Source organism: Mucilaginibacter sp. OK283 (assembly GCF_900110415.1).
In the GTDB taxonomy this organism is placed as follows: Bacteria; Bacteroidota; Bacteroidia; order Sphingobacteriales; family Sphingobacteriaceae; genus Mucilaginibacter.
In genome coordinates, this window is record NZ_FODR01000007.1 from 49,663 (window position 1) to 66,700 (window position 17,038).

Here is a 17,038-nt window from a genome sequence, read left to right on the forward strand (position 1 = left end):
TTATTATGATCTGTTAAAAATTACCCGCTTCCAAAAATCCTGCATAAATCCTATCCCGTAGGCTGTTAGTTGAGTGAAGGCAGCTATAATGCTCAAAAATGCGATTTTTGCTGATTTATTTTTCCACCATGCATGAAAAAATATTAACAAAATGATAAACAACACTATAAAGTTACCCAGTTTGGCAATCTGCCATCCCAATAGATTGAAAATGAGCGTGAATAGCAGGAACAGTGTGAACGCCGCAGGGAAAAAGTGCACCGCCTTTAACTCCCCCGGGAAAAACTTATAAATATTAATACGCGCCCTGCCAAAAAAGTGCAGCTGCTTAAAAAACTGTACAAAATTGGTACGGCGTTTATGGTAAACGATGGCGTCGGGTATCAGCCCGATTTTAAAACCAAGGGAATGGATGCGGATGCTGTATTCGATATCCTCGCCCAGGCGGGTGATGATAAAACCGCCTGCTTTCTCCCACACTTGCCTTGATACACCCATGTTAAAACTTCGTGGATGAAACTGCCCAATCCCTTTTTTATTTCCGCGGATGCCGCCGGTTGTAAAAGGGGAGGTCATGCTATAGCTGATAGCCTTTTGCGTAGGCGTAAATGAGGTATGTGCTCCGTCTGGCCCGCCGTAGGCATCAAGGTAATTTGCGGTTAACGAATTATTTACAATCTGCAGGTAATCTGCAGGGATCAAACAATCCGAATCGAATATGATAAAGTAGTCGCCCCTGGCGCGTTCAAATCCAAAATTGCGTGTAAAACCCTGCCCTTCGTTTGCTTTTTTAAAATAGCGAACATCCAACTGTCCAACAAAGCTGTTTACGATAGCTTCGGCGTCATTAACCGATCCATCTTCAATCACCAAAACCTCAAAATTCCGGTACGTTTGCAGCACAAGTGTTTCCAGCAGTTCTTTAATCTCCTGCGGGCGGTTGTATAAGGGGATGATGATGGAAAAAAACATGTTTTGAATTTGAGGATCTGAAAATTTGAGGATTTGAAAATGGCTGGCTTTTCAATCATTTCAATTTGAAAGGTTAATTTTCAAATTTTCAAATCCTCAAATTTTCAAATCAGATTACTTCCTCTACCAAATAATGGTTACGCTCGCTTGAACTGCGGGAAACCAGTTCGGCAACAAAGCCGGTTAAAAATAGCTGCGAGCCTAAAATGATGGCTACAATGGCTATATAAAACCACGGATTATCTGTTGGCTGCCTTTCTTTGATGTGATGCGAAAGGTTATAAAGCTTGTCGGCCATTATCCATATCGCTATTACCAATCCGGTGAAAAAGCTTAATGTGCCCATTGTGCCAAAAAAGTGCATGGGGCGCTTGCCAAACTTGCCTACAAAAAATATCGACAGCAAATCAAGAAAGCCATTTACAAAGCGGCTCATACCAAATTTGGTTTTTCCGTATTTGCGGGCGCGGTGCTCAACTACCTGCTCGCCAATCTTTGTAAAACCGGCCCATTTGGCTAATACTGGGATGTAGCGGTGCATTTCGCCGTAAACCTCTATGTTTTTTACCACGGTGCCGCGGTATGCTTTAAGGCCACAGTTAAAATCGTGCAGGTTATCTATGCCGCTCATTTTACGGGTGGCATAATTAAACAGCTTAGTAGGTATGGTTTTGCTGAGCGGATCATACCGTTTGGCTTTCCAGCCCGATACCAGGTCGTATTTTTCTTCGGTAATGCGGCGGTAAAGTTCGGGTATCTCATCCGGGCTATCCTGTAAATCGGCATCCATGGTTATTACCACATCGCCCCTGGTAGCGGCAAAGCCGGTATTAAGCGCCGCCGATTTGCCATAGTTGCGCCTGAATTTGATGCCTTTAATGAAAGGATTATCGAAGCGTAGCTTCCTGATCGTCTCCCAGGACCCGTCCTTGCTACCATCATCAACCAATATTATCTCGTAAGTAAAACGATTTTCGGCCATTACGCGACTTATCCATGAGGTAAGCTCGGGCAATGATTCTATTTCGTCATAAAGCGGTACTACAACTGATATGTCCATTTATAAGGAATGTGATGCGTGGCTAAAATTATGTTTGCCCGCAATCATCCGCAAAAATATAAAAAATAGGGAATGGTTTGTATAATGATTTTTAAGCAGCCAAGCCCCCTCTAAATCTCCCCCGGTAGGGGAGACTTTAACTGTGCTTTTTTAAAGTCCTCCCTACCGAGGAGGATTATTCGCAGTTGGTTATTTGGGGCGCTCATGAAAGCTACGCTATTTAGGTGGGACTGCCTACAATATGTAAAGCCTCTATTACGTTAAAAGCACTTGGAAATATTTGCATAACTTGCCTGTCATTATAAATAAAGCCTTCATGAAATTTTGTAAAGCAATTCTAATTGTTTTTCTGTGTGTGTTTTCCACAATAGCCTATGCTCAAACCGACGATCAACAGGGGGGGAAATACGATCAGCATAAAGTTTTTAATCCATTATTTTATCCCGAAAAAGGTAACGAATACAGGAATGCCGGTGGAGCGCCCGGCTCAAAATACTGGCAAAACCGTGCCGATTACAAGCTTGATGTTACGTTGGATACCGCGAAACACCGGCTTGACGGTACAGTGCTAATTACTTATACCAACAACAGTCCCGATGCTTTACCATTTTTATGGCTGCAGGACGATCAGAATATTTACCGCGAAGATTCGCGCTCTGAAGCTGCCAGCTCGGTTACCGGCGGGCGTTTTACCAATCGCAGCTATACCAAAGGCGATGAAATAAAATCCATTTACATTATTAAAAACGGTAAAACTACCAAAGCCGATTACCTGGTTACTGATACACGCCTACAAATAAAGCTCAAAGATTCGTTGAAGGCCGCAGGTGGTAAGCTGCAGATTAAAGTAGAATACGGTTTTGAGATACCTAAGTATGGTACCGACCGTATGGGCCGTCTGCAAACCAAAAATGGCTGGATTTATGAAATAGCCCAATGGTACCCCCGCATGGAGGTGTATGACGATGTAACCGGGTGGAATGTATTGCCCTATCTTGGCGCCGGTGAGTTTTACCTGGAGTATGGTAACTTTGATTACACCATTACAGCCCCCTCAAATTTAGTAGTAACCGGCTCTGGCGAGCTGCTTAACCCCGCCGAAGTTTACACGCCAACTACCATGAGTCGCCTGGCCGCAGCCCGTGCAAGTGATAAAACGGTGATGATAAAGGATGAGGCTGAAGTTTTGAGCGGTAACGATCACCCTAAAAAACCGATGCTTACCTGGCACTTTATCTGCAAAAATGCTCGTGATGTGGCCTGGTCGGCCTCAAAGGCATTTGTTTGGGATGCAGCGCGGATTAATTTGCCCAGCGGTAAAAAAGCTTTGGCGCAATCGGTTTATCCTGCCGAAGTAAAAGGTAACGATGCCTGGGGCCGGTCGACAGAGTACGTGAAGGCGGCTATTGAACTTTATTCAGATAAATGGTTTGAGTATACTTATCCCGTAGCAACCAACGTGGCCGGTACGGTAGGAGGGATGGAGTATCCCGGAATTGTTTTTTGCGGATGGGAAAGTAAAGCCGGGGGCCTTTGGGAAGTTACCAACCACGAATTCGGCCATAACTGGTTCCCGATGATAGTAGGCTCAAACGAGCGTAAGTACGCCTGGATGGATGAAGGTTTTAATACTTTTTTAAACAACGTAGATACCCGCGTTTTTAATAAAGGCGAATATTATGAGCCGGTAGATGAGCAAAAAGCTGCATCGGGTTTATTTAGCGCCGATGCGGAGCCAATCATGACCATTCCGGATGTAATACAGGAAAGCTTTTTGGGCAACGCGGCATATGATAAGCCCGCCCTGGGCCTTGCCATTTTACGCGAGCAGATTTTGGGCGAACAGCGTTTTGATTACGCGTTTCGCACCTATATCAAACGCTGGGCATTTAAACATCCAACGCCCTGGGATTTTTTCCACACCATGGATAACGCAGCTGGCGAGGATCTGAGCTGGTTTTGGAACGAGTGGTTTTTTACTACCTGGAAACTTGATCAAAGTATAAGCGGTATTGCCTACCAGGACGGTGACCCGGCCAAGGGCGCCCTGATTACCATAGATAACCTGGAAGAGATGGCCCTGCCGGTAACTATTAGCATTAAAGAAGAAAATGGCAAAACAGGCATTGTAAAACTGCCTGCCGAAATATGGCAGCGCGGCGGTACCTGGACGTTTCCTTATAAATCCACATCGAAAATAGCACTGGCTGTTATCGACCCCGACCACAAATTACCGGATGTAAACGCCGAAAATAACTCGTTTAGCGGCTTGCCGGTTCCGGCCGGTGTAACTGCCGGCAGTGTAATCAAAACCTATCTTGATGCCATTGGCGGTGTTGATAAGCTGAAAAATATTAAAGATCTACAGGTTTCGGCAGCAGCAAGTGTGCAGGGCTCAGAAGTACAGATGGTTTCGAGATACCGCATGCCCGGAATGTATTTTCAGCAAATTATTGTGCCATCATATAACAACCTGGTATTAAGCCATATTTTGGTTAATAATGATAATATAAGTGTGCAGCAGGTAAACCATGAAATGCCTTTGGATGATGTGGCCAAAAGAGTGCTTAAAGAAAAAAGCAAAGCTTTCCCAGAGCTTGATTACGAAAAGCTGGGAAACGCAGTGTCGCTTGATTCAACTATGAAAGTGGTAAACGGCGATATGGCTTATGAACTTGACATTCGTGTTGTAGATGGTGCTGTAATTAAAAACTATTACAGCCAAAAAACGGGCCTCAAAATAAAACAGGTGATTGATGGTACCGCAAGTTCGGTAACGGAGTTTGGCAATTACGAGGGAATTAACGGAGGCGTTAAAATTCCGTTTTTAATTAAAACCGTCATCCTTGGCCACCCGGCCGATTTTAAGGTTAAAGAAACGGCGGTAAACAGTAATATGCCGGCGGTGTCGTTTCAATAGTTTTTAGTCAATATTTTTTATATTTAGGGCGTTGATATTTAAATATCAGCGCCCTTTTTAATTTATATGAAGAAACTCATACCTGTTTTATTACTACTTAACGCATTTGTTACCAATAGCTTATTTGCCCAAACAGATACGGTAATGTTGTATATGCGGGACGTCAACGATGGTTACGGCTCTTACAACGCCGGAGCGGGTGAGCCGGCGATGAAAAAGGAAGATGCCACATTTATCCGGGTACTTTTATCGCCCGCTGCTGATGGTGGTTTTTATCGGGTTAACGATTATTATTTAAGCGGCAAGCTTAAGTTTTCTGGCGAGTCGTTGTCGCCAACCTGGAATACGCAGTTACAGGGTACATGCATCGAATATTTTGAAAACGGTCGCAAAAAAGGTATCTACCAGTACGACAAAAATAAGTTAACCGGCGATGTGATTGAATGTTTTCCCAATGGCCGTGTAAATACTGTTAAAACTGTTGGCGACGGCAATTACATTAATAGCATCGGGCGACCGGTATTAAAGTTAATCCAGTGTCTTGATTCGTTAGGTAATGTACTGGCAGATGGAGGCGATGGAAAGTGGGTTGAGTACCACGGCAGTAATGTGCCATTTGCCGAGGGAATTGTGAAAAAAGGTGTTGAGGATGGCGAATGGCGCGGCAAGCTGAATGATACTGTTAATTATAGTTGTAAATACGATATGGGCCTTTTAAAAGAAGGCAAAAGTATAAGTGCCAAAGGTAATGTATATCCTTTTACTCAAATTCAAAGCCTGCCCGAATTTCCGGGAGGGCAAGATAAATTGCTCGCTTATCTTGCCCGCTCAGTTGCTTATGCTTCTGATGCACGCGACAAAAGGATTCAGGGTAGGGTTATCGTTCAATTTGTTGTTCAAACAGATGGGGCGCTGGCAGATGTTAAAGTTACAAGAAGCCTTTACCCGAGTTTGGATGAACAGGCGCTAAACTGTATAAAGAAATCGCCTAAATGGAAGCCGGGGTATAAATATGGTATTAAAACCGAGGTTGTTTACTCGATACCTATTAGCTTTGCGTTGGCTTATTAATAATTTGGCACCAATAAGTTTAACTATTTGGCGTCGTATTCTAATCCAACCCCAAAACCTTACTTGTACGCTCGCGTGTGGCAACGCTCAAAGCTTCATCATTTGATAATGATTGCCCGTATGATGGGATCATTTGTTTTAGCTTTTCCTGCCATTCGGTTGTTTTAATGTGGTTTTTAAAGCAGCGTTCAATCAGCTGTACCATAATAGGAACAGATGTGGAAGCACCAGGCGATGCACCCAACAGGGCCGAAATACTGCCATCTGCCGATGTTACTACCTCGGTGCCAAATTCCAATACACCGGTGTGTTTGGCGTCTTTCTTAATCACCTGTACGCGCTGGCCGGCTATGTCCAATGTCCAGTCTTCGGCTTTGGCGGTTGGCAGGTATTCCCGTAGCGCTTTAAGTCTGTCGGTAGGCGATTGCATTACCTGGCTGATCAAATATTTGGTTAGCGGCCAGTTATCGCGGCCTACGGCAAGCAGCGGTAATATGTTATTTGGTTTTATTGAACAAAATAGATCGAGTAAAGATCCTTTCTTTAAAAAACGTGTTGAGAAACCTGCGTAGGGGCCAAACAACAGTTCGCGTTTACCATCAATCATCCGGGTATCCAGGTGCGGTACCGACATTGGCGGCGAACCTACCGATGCTTTACCATAAACTTTAGCTTCGTGGCGTTTAATTACATCGGGGTTAGTACAAACCAGCCATTGCCCGCTCACCGGGAAACCACCAAAACCTTTACTCTCTTTAATGCCCGATTTTTGTAATAATGGCAAAGCACCGCCCCCGGCGCCAACAAACACAAATTTGCTGGTCAGTTTTCTTTTTGTGCCGCTTATTTTATCTTTTACAGTAATCAGCCAGCTGCCATTTGTGTTGCGTTTAAGGCCGGTAACATCGTGGTTAAGGCTTAAGTTAACGCCTGTTTTTTGTTTCAGGGTATCAAGCAAGCTGCTGGTTAAGCTACCAAAGTTTACATCTGTACCAATATCCATAAACGTGGCCGATACCGCCTCGTGTTCATCGCGGCCTTCCATTACCAGCGGAATCCATTTTTTAATCTGGGCTTTGTCTTCCGAGTATTCCATTCCTTTAAAAAAGTGATGTTTAGTGAGGGCTTGCTGGCGTTTTTTCAGGTAATTTACATTGTCGGCCCCCCAAACAAAGCTCATATGCGGTACTTTGCGGATAAAGCTTTCGGCCGATGGGATATATTTTTTATCGATAAGATAAGTCCAGAATTCTTTACTTATTTCAAATTGCTCGGCAATTTTGATGGCTTTTTTTATTTCAACAGTGCCGTCGGGCAATTCGGGCGTGTAGTTTAGCTCGCAGAAAGCGGAGTGCCCCGTACCCGCATTATTCATGGGGGCCGAGCTTTCTGAAGCGATGACATCCAGGCGCTCAAAAATTTCGATAGTTAAATCGGGTTGCAATTCTTTTAGCATTACCCCCAAAGTAGCGCTCATAATACCCGCGCCTATTAAAACCACATCAACCGTTGTTCCCGAAACTTTATCGCTGTTAGCCATCTTAGTATGATACCTGCAAAGGTATTTTGAAATTAATTACACCCGGTATAACCCGGTTTTTGCAAAATTGTTATGCTCATTTAACACCCGAATAACTGATTGAAGCAGCTCGGAATTAAATCTGACAATTTTAAGGATTTTTTACAGAAAATCTGTCTTCGTCTGTCCATTAATTGCAATAAAAACTAGGTTTAAATTTAGTTAGCAACGTTTTTGAACAAATTACCGTTGTTGTATTTATAATAAATTAACACAAAATGTATTATGGGCTGTATATATTACACCACCATTATGAAGTAAATTATGATACTCAATAAGCTAAACGTCGTTTTTTTAACAGTGTTTACAGCAATATCCATAACAGCCTGTAATCAGCAAAAAGCTAAGCCACAGGCAGTATCGGCAGATAGTTTAAAAAGTACCGTCCAGGTAAATAGTAAAAAGGATAGTGTGCTGAATAACCCGCAAAAGAAATACGGAATAGCCACCGCCAGCGACCCCTGTGTACAATGCCTGCTGCAGGTAATACACGAAAGTAAAAGCTTTAAGGCCAACACTGCCAGCCTATCGCCAGCGGATATCAACTATACGGTTAACTGGGTAAAAGCTGCCGACCCAGCCCTAAAGCCAGATACGAGCAACAAAACCAATGCAGTGCGTGTTGATGTTAAAAAAATAGAAGATGGTGAAGATAAAGTGCTATGCTCCTATGTGTATAATAATGTAAACGGCACCATGTACCTCATCAACACCCAAAACAAGCTGGAACATGCCGTATCCAGTATCACCCCCGAATTACTTAAAAAGATACGCAATAGTTGTTACTGGGGAGTAGCGTCGGGAAAGTAGGGTAGATGTGCAGATTTCAGATTACAGATGTGCAGATGAAAGGGAATATTTGAGGATTTGAAAATTTGAAGATTTGAAAATGGTCGTATTCATCGGACGAAATCCTGCATCACCTGAAAAATCTGTTTAATCCCTGTTCAGACAAAAAAAGCGATGAGTAAAACCCATCGCTAAATATTTTGCTGCAAACTGCCAACTCAAAACTGCCAACTGCTTAAGTGGTGTAGCCCAGTATCTTCAATACCTGTTTGCTGTTTTGCTCTTCGCCAAAAACTTCAAAGTTGAATGTTTCGTCGCGGTTGCGGCGGATGATGACGTGTTTTGGTGATGGTAATAAACAGTGGTGGATACCGCCGTAACCACTTAGCACTTCCTGGTAGGCGCCTGTGTTAAAGAAGCCAAGGTATTGTACTTTACGGGTTTTTGGCATAAACACACTGTTCATGTGCGCTTCCTGGTTGTAATAATCCTGGCCGTCACAAGTAATGCCGCCAAGGTTTACGCGCTCGTATTCGCTATCCCAGTTGTTTACAGGTAACAGGATGTATTTTTGGTTAAGTGCCCAAACATCGGGCAGGTTGGTGATGAATGAACCATCCAGCATTAACCAGCGCTCACGGTCATTTTGTTGTTTACGGCCCAATACTTTATACAGGATGCCCGATGCTTCGGCAACGGTATATTTACCAAATTCGGTAATAATATCAGGCTCCATGGTATCGTGCTCTGCGCAAATTTCTTTAATACGGCTCACAATCTCATTAATCATGTACTCGTAATCAAAATCAAACACCAGCGAATCCTTAAACGGCATACCGCCGCCAATATCAAGGGTATCCAGGTGCGGGTTGATTTTTTTGAACTTGCAATAAAGCGTTACGTATTTCTCCAGCTCGTTCCAATAATAAGGGGTATCTGAAATACCAGAGTTGATAAAGAAATGTAACAGTTTTACCTGGAAGTTAGGGTTATCTTCAATTTTGTTGTGGTAAAAATCGATGATATCTTCCATACGCACCCCTAAGCGCGAGGTATAGAATTGAGAATCGGGCTGCTCTTCGGCCGCTATACGGATACCCAGGTTACATGGGGTATCCATCTCAATTTCATCGTCGTAAAGGTTAAACTCTTCCTTATTGTCCAATACCGGGATGATGTTTTTAAAGCCATCATGCAGCATATCAATAATATACGTTTTGTATTGGAAGGTTTTAAAACCATTGCATATTACGGTAATATCTTTATTAACAGCACCTTTTTTCTCCAGGGCATCAATCATTGGCATATCAAAAGCCGATGATGTTTCCAGGTGAATCTCGTTTTTAAGCGCCTCTTCAACAATGTGCTTAAAATGCGAACTTTTGGTACAATAACAATATTTATAGCTACCGCGATAGTTATTTTTTATTATAGCCTGCTGAAACAACAGTTTGGCCTGCTGGATCTTTTTGGAGATCTGTGGCAGATAAGTAAAGCGTAGGGGGGTACCATACGTTTCAATCATCTCCATTAAATTAAGGTCCTGAAAGTAAAGTTCGTCGTCGATGATTTCAAAACCATCTTGCGGGAAACCAACACTTAAATCAAGAAATTCCTGGTAACTCTGCATCCTTAAAAAATTTGGGGCAAAAATGTGATTTTAAAACGGAATAATTGGCTATTTGTTGGGATAAAATTTATGGTTTGAATGTAATTTTAGTATCAAGTAGATAGTATCAAGTATCAAGACAGGAAAAAGCAGCAATCTATGTGCTATTCCGCTCTTGAAGAGGGCGAGCGGGCAGCGATGCTTTAATATGGTGGTGCCGTTGAGTATTGTTAAATGATGCAATAATTATTATTGAACCGGCAAATGCACCTCGGCCATCATACATCTTGCGCTTCCGCCACCATTGGTTTCAATGGTATTTATATCAGCGTAAATTATTTTTCCATACTTTTCCAGGCTGGATCGTTGTACATCAATCAAAACTCTGTAAGCGTTTTTCGACATTACAATTAAGGTCTCGCCTTTATTGTTTTTTACCTCCAGCATGTTGCCTGCAAAGTGGTTCATTTGCTCAAAGCTAATGGTGATAACTTCCTTTTGGGTTGATTTGAGGGTTTCTAAAACCACGATACGTTCATGTGGATTTGGGATACTATCGGCACAAATAACCGCGAATTTGCTGCTCACGCACATTAATACATTGGTATGGTAGATAGCTTTACCATGCTTATCTGCCGCGTCAAAGCTGATGGCTTTGTAGCCGGCCTGCTCGCAAAATAGATCTAACACCTGTTTATCAGTACGTGGTGACAAGCATGCATATGCAATTTTGTTTTCCCTATCCAGCACCATGCTGCCGGTACCTTCCAAAAAGCGGTCATCGGCCTCAAAGCGGCTCAGGTCAATAACGTGCCCCACTTTAAATTTATCTTCCAGGCCGGTTATAATATCCTCCCGGCGCTCCAACCTTCGGTTTTCGGCCTGCATGGGGTACAGAAAAATTGTGCCATCATCATGAAATGATACCCAATTATTGGGGAAAATTGAATCCGGGGTATGGGGCTGCGACGTGTCGTTTACCACGGTTACATGAACACCGGCGTGCTCCAAGGTTTTTACAAAATGATCAAATTCGGCAAGGGCCTTATCCTGAACGGCCTGCTGGTCGGCATCCCGGTTTTGAAAAGCATTACTTTCGGCAGTTTGCTCATTAAAGCCGAAACTTACCGGCCTTATCATTAATATGTTTGATGTAGATTGGGTGTTAGTCATTGGTCAATGGTCATTAGTCATTAGTTTGCTTGTCCGTCGTTGTTTACCAGACATTGCCATTTTAAAACTATTAAAGTCCAATGACTAATGACCAGTGACCAATGACTACAAAACTTTATCTCTCAAAAGCGGCATACTCATACAATGAAAACCGCCGCGGGCACGGGAAAGTTCAGCCGATGGCATTAAAATTAATGTGTCGGTAATAGTTTTTGAGTCAAGTTCGCCCGATTCAAACTTTCGTAGCAACTCATTAACCTTTATAACTTCAAACCCGCTTTGTTTAAAAGCTTCCACGGTTTTATCGTTACGGTCGTAGCCTAAAACTACGCCCTCTTTCAAGGCCAGTAAGTTGCATGAATCTGTCCACTGTTCGCGCGAGTCAAATGGAAATATGTTATTGCCCGAATAGATGAACCTGGTTTTGTCGTCGCTTTGCAGGTCTTTTTCGCTGATGCTGGATAACAGGTCTTCAAGGCAATTGAATACTTTTGGTTTCTTGTCTTTCCTGAACTGTACAATCTCGGTCTTGTCTTTTGACTTTTTATCGGCAAACCATGACATCGGCTCCTGCTCTTCCGGCGGCGCCTCGGCTATGGCCAATGAGCGCAGCAGCACCCAGGTATTACGTTTTACCTGGGTAAATACCGTATCAATGTGCATATAGTCGCGTTTGTGCGGTATTTTTACAATGGTTACCTTTTTTACAACATCGTTATCAAACAACAGTTTAATAGCTTCGTTGGCGCCGCTGATAGAGGTACGCTCGCTGCAACCAATCAACAGGTGCTGCGGGCTCACCATCATTACGTCGCCGCCTTCTAAAGTGGTTTTTTCCTGGTTATCCTCGCCGGGGCGCAAAAAATGCTGGGCTGTTTCGGGAATCTCTAATATATTATTTTGATAAGATGCAAACAGTGGGTGGTTAAAAAATATATACCGCATTAGCAAAGTCTCGCGGAAGCGGGCTTTTTTAGCCGGTTTGTTCAGCAGCATGTGGTTGTTTATGGCTATACCCAAATCGCGCGAAAAAATGAGATTTGGAATTGGGGCGAAGATCATTTCGTCGTCATTCAACGAACCCGAAATGAAAATTTTTGCCAATTCTATAGGATCTGTATCTATCAACTGTTGCTGTAACCGGTAATTGCAGCTCTCAATTGCACAAACAGAAGCCACCAGTTTTTTACGGATATCCGGCTGTTGTAAAATATCGGCCAGCAGGGTTTGTATCTCAATAACGTTGTTTGATGCGTGGAAATTGGTATGGTCGGGTTTAAAAAACTCACGTTGGTAATCGCTTTCTATCTGTTGCAGTTTGCCTTTTATTTTATCCGGATCTAAAAAATAAAGCAGCAGTTTCACATAATAATCATACTCGTTACGGCGCATGGTATCCAGGTGCACAATATCTTCAAATAGCCAATCCTGTGCTTTTGAAGGTACAACTTTGCCGAGGCCACTATCGGGGCTGTGAATGAGCAGGGTACGCAGGGTACCAATTTCGGAGGTTACATCTATTTTAAAATCGGAGTTTTTAACTGTCATAAATCGGAATGATCAAACACAAATCTATCAGAAAATAAATGAGAAAATGATTAGTCAAAAGAAAATTGTGACCATGCTTCCTAAGTTGAACGGAAATATTTAATAAGTTTGGGTATAAAACTATGTCACAAGAAATAGCAAGATTCTGGAATTGGTTTAAGGAGCAAGGCAAACAATTAGCTGACTTAAACAGACCTGGTATTGCTGATGATGAAAAGGAAGAGTTGCTTGATGCAATATTATACGCTTTACATCAATATTGCGATCAGCTGTTTTTTGATATTGGCGGATTATACGGCGAAGAGCAGGAGTTTGTAGTGACCGCTGAAGGGAATGTTGATTATTTTAGCAAAGTAGAAGAGTTAATTGACGATGCGCCCGAAATAGAAGGATGGTTATTTACGGCTTTTATGCCGCCGCGCGATTTGGAATATACCCGCATTTTTGAAGATGTTGAGCTGAAGCCACTTGAAATGTGGTTTCTGCCGCTCAATAATAGCAAGGAGCCAAAATCAATAGGTTTAAGGATTTGCCTGCCCAATTACGAATTGGTTGCTAATAGCAAGTGGTTACAGGCCGCTGTTTATAAAATACTCGATACTGCCTTAGGCGAAAAGGCATTTGCTTTAGACATAGATTATATTGAAATTAAAGGAATGCCGCCGGGTAAGCCCGAAGATTTCGGATTAATTGAGCTTAAGGATTTATCCGCTTTTGTTAAATGGAAAAAGAAAAAGCTCGCTGCTTTATAAACCTTTCCTAATCGGCTCAAATTTATTACAGCCCATATCCCCAATTTAATTAATTTTGCCGCATGGATTTTATTATTGAAGCGGCCGTTAAAGCCATTAAACATTTGTACCAAACAGATGTAGCCCCGGCCGCTATAAGCTTACAGGAAACCCGTAAAGAATTTGAGGGACAGGTTACCATAGTCACTTTTCCGTTCACCAAATTTTCCCGAAAAGGCCCCGAGCAAACCGGTGCCGAAATTGGTGAATACCTTAAAAATGAGTTAAAAGAAGTTGCCACATTTAACGTGGTTAAAGGGTTTTTAAATATTTCGTTAAGCGACGAATATTGGATTGGCCAGCTATATAACCAGATATTACCAGATGACTTTGCTGTTGCCAGGCCTAACGGGCAAAAGGTAATGGTTGAATATTCATCGCCAAATACCAATAAGCCGTTGCACCTGGGCCATATCCGTAATAACCTTTTAGGCTTTTCGGTGGCGCAAATTCTGGCAGCTGCAGGCTATGATGTTGTGAAGGCAAACCTGGTGAACGATCGTGGTATCCACATCTGTAAATCTATGCTGGCATGGCAAATGTTTGGCAATGGCGAAACACCTGAGTCATCCGGCCTGAAAGGCGATCATTTGGTGGGTAAATATTATGTGTTGTTTGATAAGGAACTAAGAAAACAATTAGTGCCGATCCTGGAACGCGTTTACGAGGAAAACGATCTAACGCCATTTAATGATAACCAAAAAGAGAAAATACAGGCACTGCTGATTAGTATCGATAAACTAAAATCAAAAAAATACGCTACACCCGAAGACGAAACCAAACTTATTGCTGAGTTAACCGATAAAATTGGCACCGAGGAAGATAAGATCAAAGAGATAGCAAAAAATGTTACCTCGTTGATGGTTGAAACCCAGCAGATGCTCCAGAAATGGGAAGCCGGGGACGCTGAAGTTCTTGACCTCTGGAAAACCATGAATGGTTGGGTTTATGCAGGCTTTGCCGAAACTTATAAGCAACTGGGCGTTGATTTTGATAAATATTACTACGAATCGAACACCTATTTGTTAGGCAAAGATATTATTGACGAGGGCCTGGAAAAAGGTGTTTTCTTTAAAAAGCCGGATGGTTCGGTTTGGATAGACCTGACTACCGACGGGCTGGATGAAAAACTGGTTTTACGCGGAGACGGAACATCGGTTTACATTACCCAGGATTTAGGTACGGCTCAATTGAAATATAACGACTTCCACATGGATAAATCCATTTATGTGGTAGGTAACGAACAGGATTATCACTTTAAAGTACTTTTCCTGATACTGAATAAATTGGGCAAGGCCGGTGCCGATGGGCTGTTCCACCTGTCGTATGGTATGGTCGATTTACCATCTGGTAAAATGAAATCTCGCGAGGGTACGGTAGTTGATGCCGATGACCTAATGGCCGAAATGGATGCTACAGCAAAAGAACAAACCGATGCCATGGGCAAGGTAGATAGCTTTAGTGACGAATACAAACAACAATTGTATCACACCATAGGTATGGGGGCCTTAAAATATTTCCTGCTTAAGGTTGATCCTAAAAAACGTTTGTTGTTCGATCCGAATGAATCGGTAGATTTTCAGGGCCATACAGGGCCTTTTATTCAGTACACTCATGCCCGTATCAGGTCGGTATTAAGCCGTGCAGAATACCAGGTTAGCAGCACAATTGAAACAACAGCCTTAGATGCGGTAGAACGCGACCTGATTGTACTATTAACCCAATTCCCAACGGTGATCAAGGATGCAGCCAATAGCTACAGTCCTGCTATAATTGCCAATTATGTATATGAACTGGCCAAAACATACAATAAGTTTTACCACGAAAAATCAATACTCCAGGCAGAAAACGAAGTGCTGAAGCAATTTAGATTGGAACTATCTGCTTCGTCGGCCAAAGTAATTAACAAAGGAATGGCTTTGTTAGGAATAGATGTACCGGAGAGAATGTAGAGGCCCCAGCCTCTGGAGAGAGAACTTAAAAGCAAAACGCATAGTTATTTGGTTGACTATGCGTTTTGCTTTTAAACTATTGTTCCTCCTTTAGGGGGTTAGGGGGCTTCGCTTACCTCCAATGGCCCCTATGCCATGCATAGCCATGGCGAACAGGGTGCCAGTAGCCTTGTACATAAACACGGTTAGCACGCGGCCTTGCATAGTACCCGTTTACATAAACATAGCTGCCGCCACGCCAGGCCCATTCGCCAGGTACCCAATAGGCGCCCGGATAGGGTGCAGCCGGTCGTACATATACAGGTTCGGCCGGTCGTTCGGCTACGTAATAGTCGGCTGCGCAAGATGTAAATAGTGATGCTGATAAGGCTAATACTAATCCGGTTTTCGCAATTGTTTTCATCTGTAAAATGTTTAGTAGTTACTTACAGATGTTTGACAGTTTCAGGGATTATTGGTTTAATGAGGATTTGGTGAACTTGCTTGCTACTACCAAATCTTTGCTGCCTGCAATATATTTATAAAATCCACTCCCGGTTTTTATGCCGCGGTGGCCAGCTGTAACCATGTTTACCAGCAGGGGGCAAGGTGCATATTTTTGATTGCCGAAGCCATCGTACAGTACTTTTAAAATGGCCAGGCAAACATCCAACCCAATAAAGTCGGCCAATTGCAGCGGGCCCATGGGGTGGGCCATGCCCAATTTCATCACAGTATCAATTTCCTGTACTCCGGCCACACCTTCGTATAGTGTATAAATAGCTTCGTTAATCATCGGCATTAATATGCGGTTGGCAACAAAACCTGGGTAATCGTTTACTTCAACAGGGTCTTTATCCAGCGTTTGGGCCAGTTGCATAATGGTTTTTGTAACCGAATCTGATGTAGAATAACCCCTGATTACCTCTACCAATTTCATTACCGGTACCGGGTTCATAAAGTGCATACCAATTACATTACCTGGATTTTTGGTAGCAGCTGCAATTTCGGTTATTGATATAGATGATGTGTTAGAGGCGAGAATAACGTTGTCCGAACAGATTTCACTTAGTTGCTTAAATAAATTGAGTTTAATTTCCCGGTTTTCGGTAGCGGCTTCAATAACCAGGTCGGCTGATGTAGCCCCTTCTTTCAAATCGGTATACGTTTTGATCCGGCTTAATGTATTTGTCTTACCCTGCTCATCTAAACTGCCTTTTTTTAGCTGCCTGTCAAGATTATTGGTAATCGTTTGTACGGCTTTTGCCAGGGCATCGGCATTGATGTCAACCAGCGCTACTTCAAAACCATATTGCGCAAAGGTGTGGGCTATGCCATTACCCATAGTTCCGGATCCAATAACGGTTATGTTTTTCATCATTTATCAGTTTATACAATTACTAAATTGATTCAAATTATTGGTTTTGCAAAACCTGGTCAGCCTATTATCAGGTCAACGCATCTAATGGGGTTAACATAACTTAACACATTTCAGAGGAAATATCTATAAATATTTGATATACAGTATTTTATATTTTATCATGGTTAACACTAAACTGAGCGCGCAATTTAGGCGCATCCAAATACTTGTGCCT

13 protein-coding genes are annotated in these 17,038 nt (G+C 42.6%); 5 read left to right on the plus strand and 8 right to left on the minus strand.

Going from position 1 to position 17,038, the window contains the following annotated elements:
• Window positions 1-3 precede the first annotated feature (3 nt).
• Both BMX56_RS16875 and BMX56_RS16880 read right to left on the minus strand, forming a co-directional pair.
• Window positions 4-972, minus strand: coding sequence for a glycosyltransferase family 2 protein (locus BMX56_RS16875; RefSeq protein WP_090650557.1), 969 nt, complete (start codon window positions 970-972; stop codon window positions 4-6).
• Window positions 973-1,081: 109 nt separating this feature from the next.
• Complete coding sequence (locus BMX56_RS16880) at window positions 1,082-2,032, minus strand: glycosyltransferase family 2 protein (protein WP_090650560.1); 951 nt, start codon at window positions 2,030-2,032, stop codon at window positions 1,082-1,084.
• 316 nt (window positions 2,033-2,348) lie between these two features.
• On the opposite strand from BMX56_RS16880, the gene BMX56_RS16885 reads away from it, so the two are divergent.
• Both BMX56_RS16885 and BMX56_RS16890 read left to right on the plus strand, forming a co-directional pair.
• Window positions 2,349-4,952, plus strand: a complete 2,604-nt coding sequence (locus BMX56_RS16885; protein WP_177183840.1) for a M1 family metallopeptidase — start codon at window positions 2,349-2,351, stop codon at window positions 4,950-4,952.
• Between the two features lie 66 nt (window positions 4,953-5,018).
• Entirely contained in the window at window positions 5,019-6,023 is a 1,005-nt protein-coding gene (locus BMX56_RS16890) for an energy transducer TonB (RefSeq protein ID WP_090650562.1), read from the plus strand.
• Between the two features lie 40 nt (window positions 6,024-6,063).
• On the opposite strand, the gene BMX56_RS16895 is transcribed toward BMX56_RS16890, so the two are convergent.
• On the minus strand, window positions 6,064-7,596 hold the full coding sequence (locus BMX56_RS16895) for a malate:quinone oxidoreductase (RefSeq protein ID WP_304441810.1): 1,533 nt from the start codon (window positions 7,594-7,596) through the stop codon (window positions 6,064-6,066).
• A gap of 270 nt (window positions 7,597-7,866) precedes the next feature.
• Here BMX56_RS16895 and BMX56_RS16900 point away from each other — a divergent pair, with 270 nt between their 5' ends.
• A complete protein-coding gene (locus BMX56_RS16900) occupies window positions 7,867-8,412 on the plus strand; it encodes a hypothetical protein (protein ID WP_090650567.1) in 546 nt (181 codons plus the stop codon).
• A 214-nt stretch (window positions 8,413-8,626) separates the two neighbouring features.
• On the opposite strand, the gene BMX56_RS16905 is transcribed toward BMX56_RS16900, so the two are convergent.
• The 3 genes from BMX56_RS16905 to BMX56_RS16915 all read right to left on the minus strand — a co-directional run bounded on the left by BMX56_RS16905 (window position 8,627) and on the right by BMX56_RS16915 (window position 12,721).
• A complete protein-coding gene (locus tag BMX56_RS16905; RefSeq protein WP_090650569.1) occupies window positions 8,627-10,021 on the minus strand; it encodes an arginine decarboxylase in 1,395 nt (464 codons plus the stop codon).
• Between the two features lie 228 nt (window positions 10,022-10,249).
• Window positions 10,250-11,173: a citrulline utilization hydrolase CtlX gene (gene ctlX / locus BMX56_RS16910; RefSeq protein ID WP_255369861.1), complete on the minus strand. Its 924-nt coding sequence runs from the start codon at window positions 11,171-11,173 to the stop codon at window positions 10,250-10,252.
• A gap of 105 nt (window positions 11,174-11,278) precedes the next feature.
• A complete protein-coding gene (locus BMX56_RS16915; protein ID WP_090650573.1) occupies window positions 11,279-12,721 on the minus strand; it encodes an arginine deiminase family protein in 1,443 nt (480 codons plus the stop codon).
• A 122-nt stretch (window positions 12,722-12,843) separates the two neighbouring features.
• Here BMX56_RS16915 and BMX56_RS16920 point away from each other — a divergent pair, with 122 nt between their 5' ends.
• Together BMX56_RS16920 and argS are read left to right on the plus strand one after the other, a co-directional pair.
• Window positions 12,844-13,473: a hypothetical protein gene (locus BMX56_RS16920; protein ID WP_090650575.1), complete on the plus strand. Its 630-nt coding sequence runs from the start codon at window positions 12,844-12,846 to the stop codon at window positions 13,471-13,473.
• A gap of 62 nt (window positions 13,474-13,535) precedes the next feature.
• Window positions 13,536-15,464, plus strand: a complete 1,929-nt coding sequence (argS, locus tag BMX56_RS16925; RefSeq protein ID WP_090650579.1) for an arginine--tRNA ligase — start codon at window positions 13,536-13,538, stop codon at window positions 15,462-15,464.
• A gap of 112 nt (window positions 15,465-15,576) precedes the next feature.
• Here the strand turns inward: argS and BMX56_RS16930 are convergent, their stop codons facing one another.
• Complete coding sequence (locus BMX56_RS16930; RefSeq protein ID WP_090650581.1) at window positions 15,577-15,867, minus strand: YXWGXW repeat-containing protein; 291 nt, start codon at window positions 15,865-15,867, stop codon at window positions 15,577-15,579.
• Between the two features lie 48 nt (window positions 15,868-15,915).
• Complete coding sequence (locus tag BMX56_RS16935) at window positions 15,916-16,821, minus strand: 3-hydroxyacyl-CoA dehydrogenase family protein (protein WP_090650584.1); 906 nt, start codon at window positions 16,819-16,821, stop codon at window positions 15,916-15,918.
• Window positions 16,822-17,038: the final 217 nt, after the last annotated feature.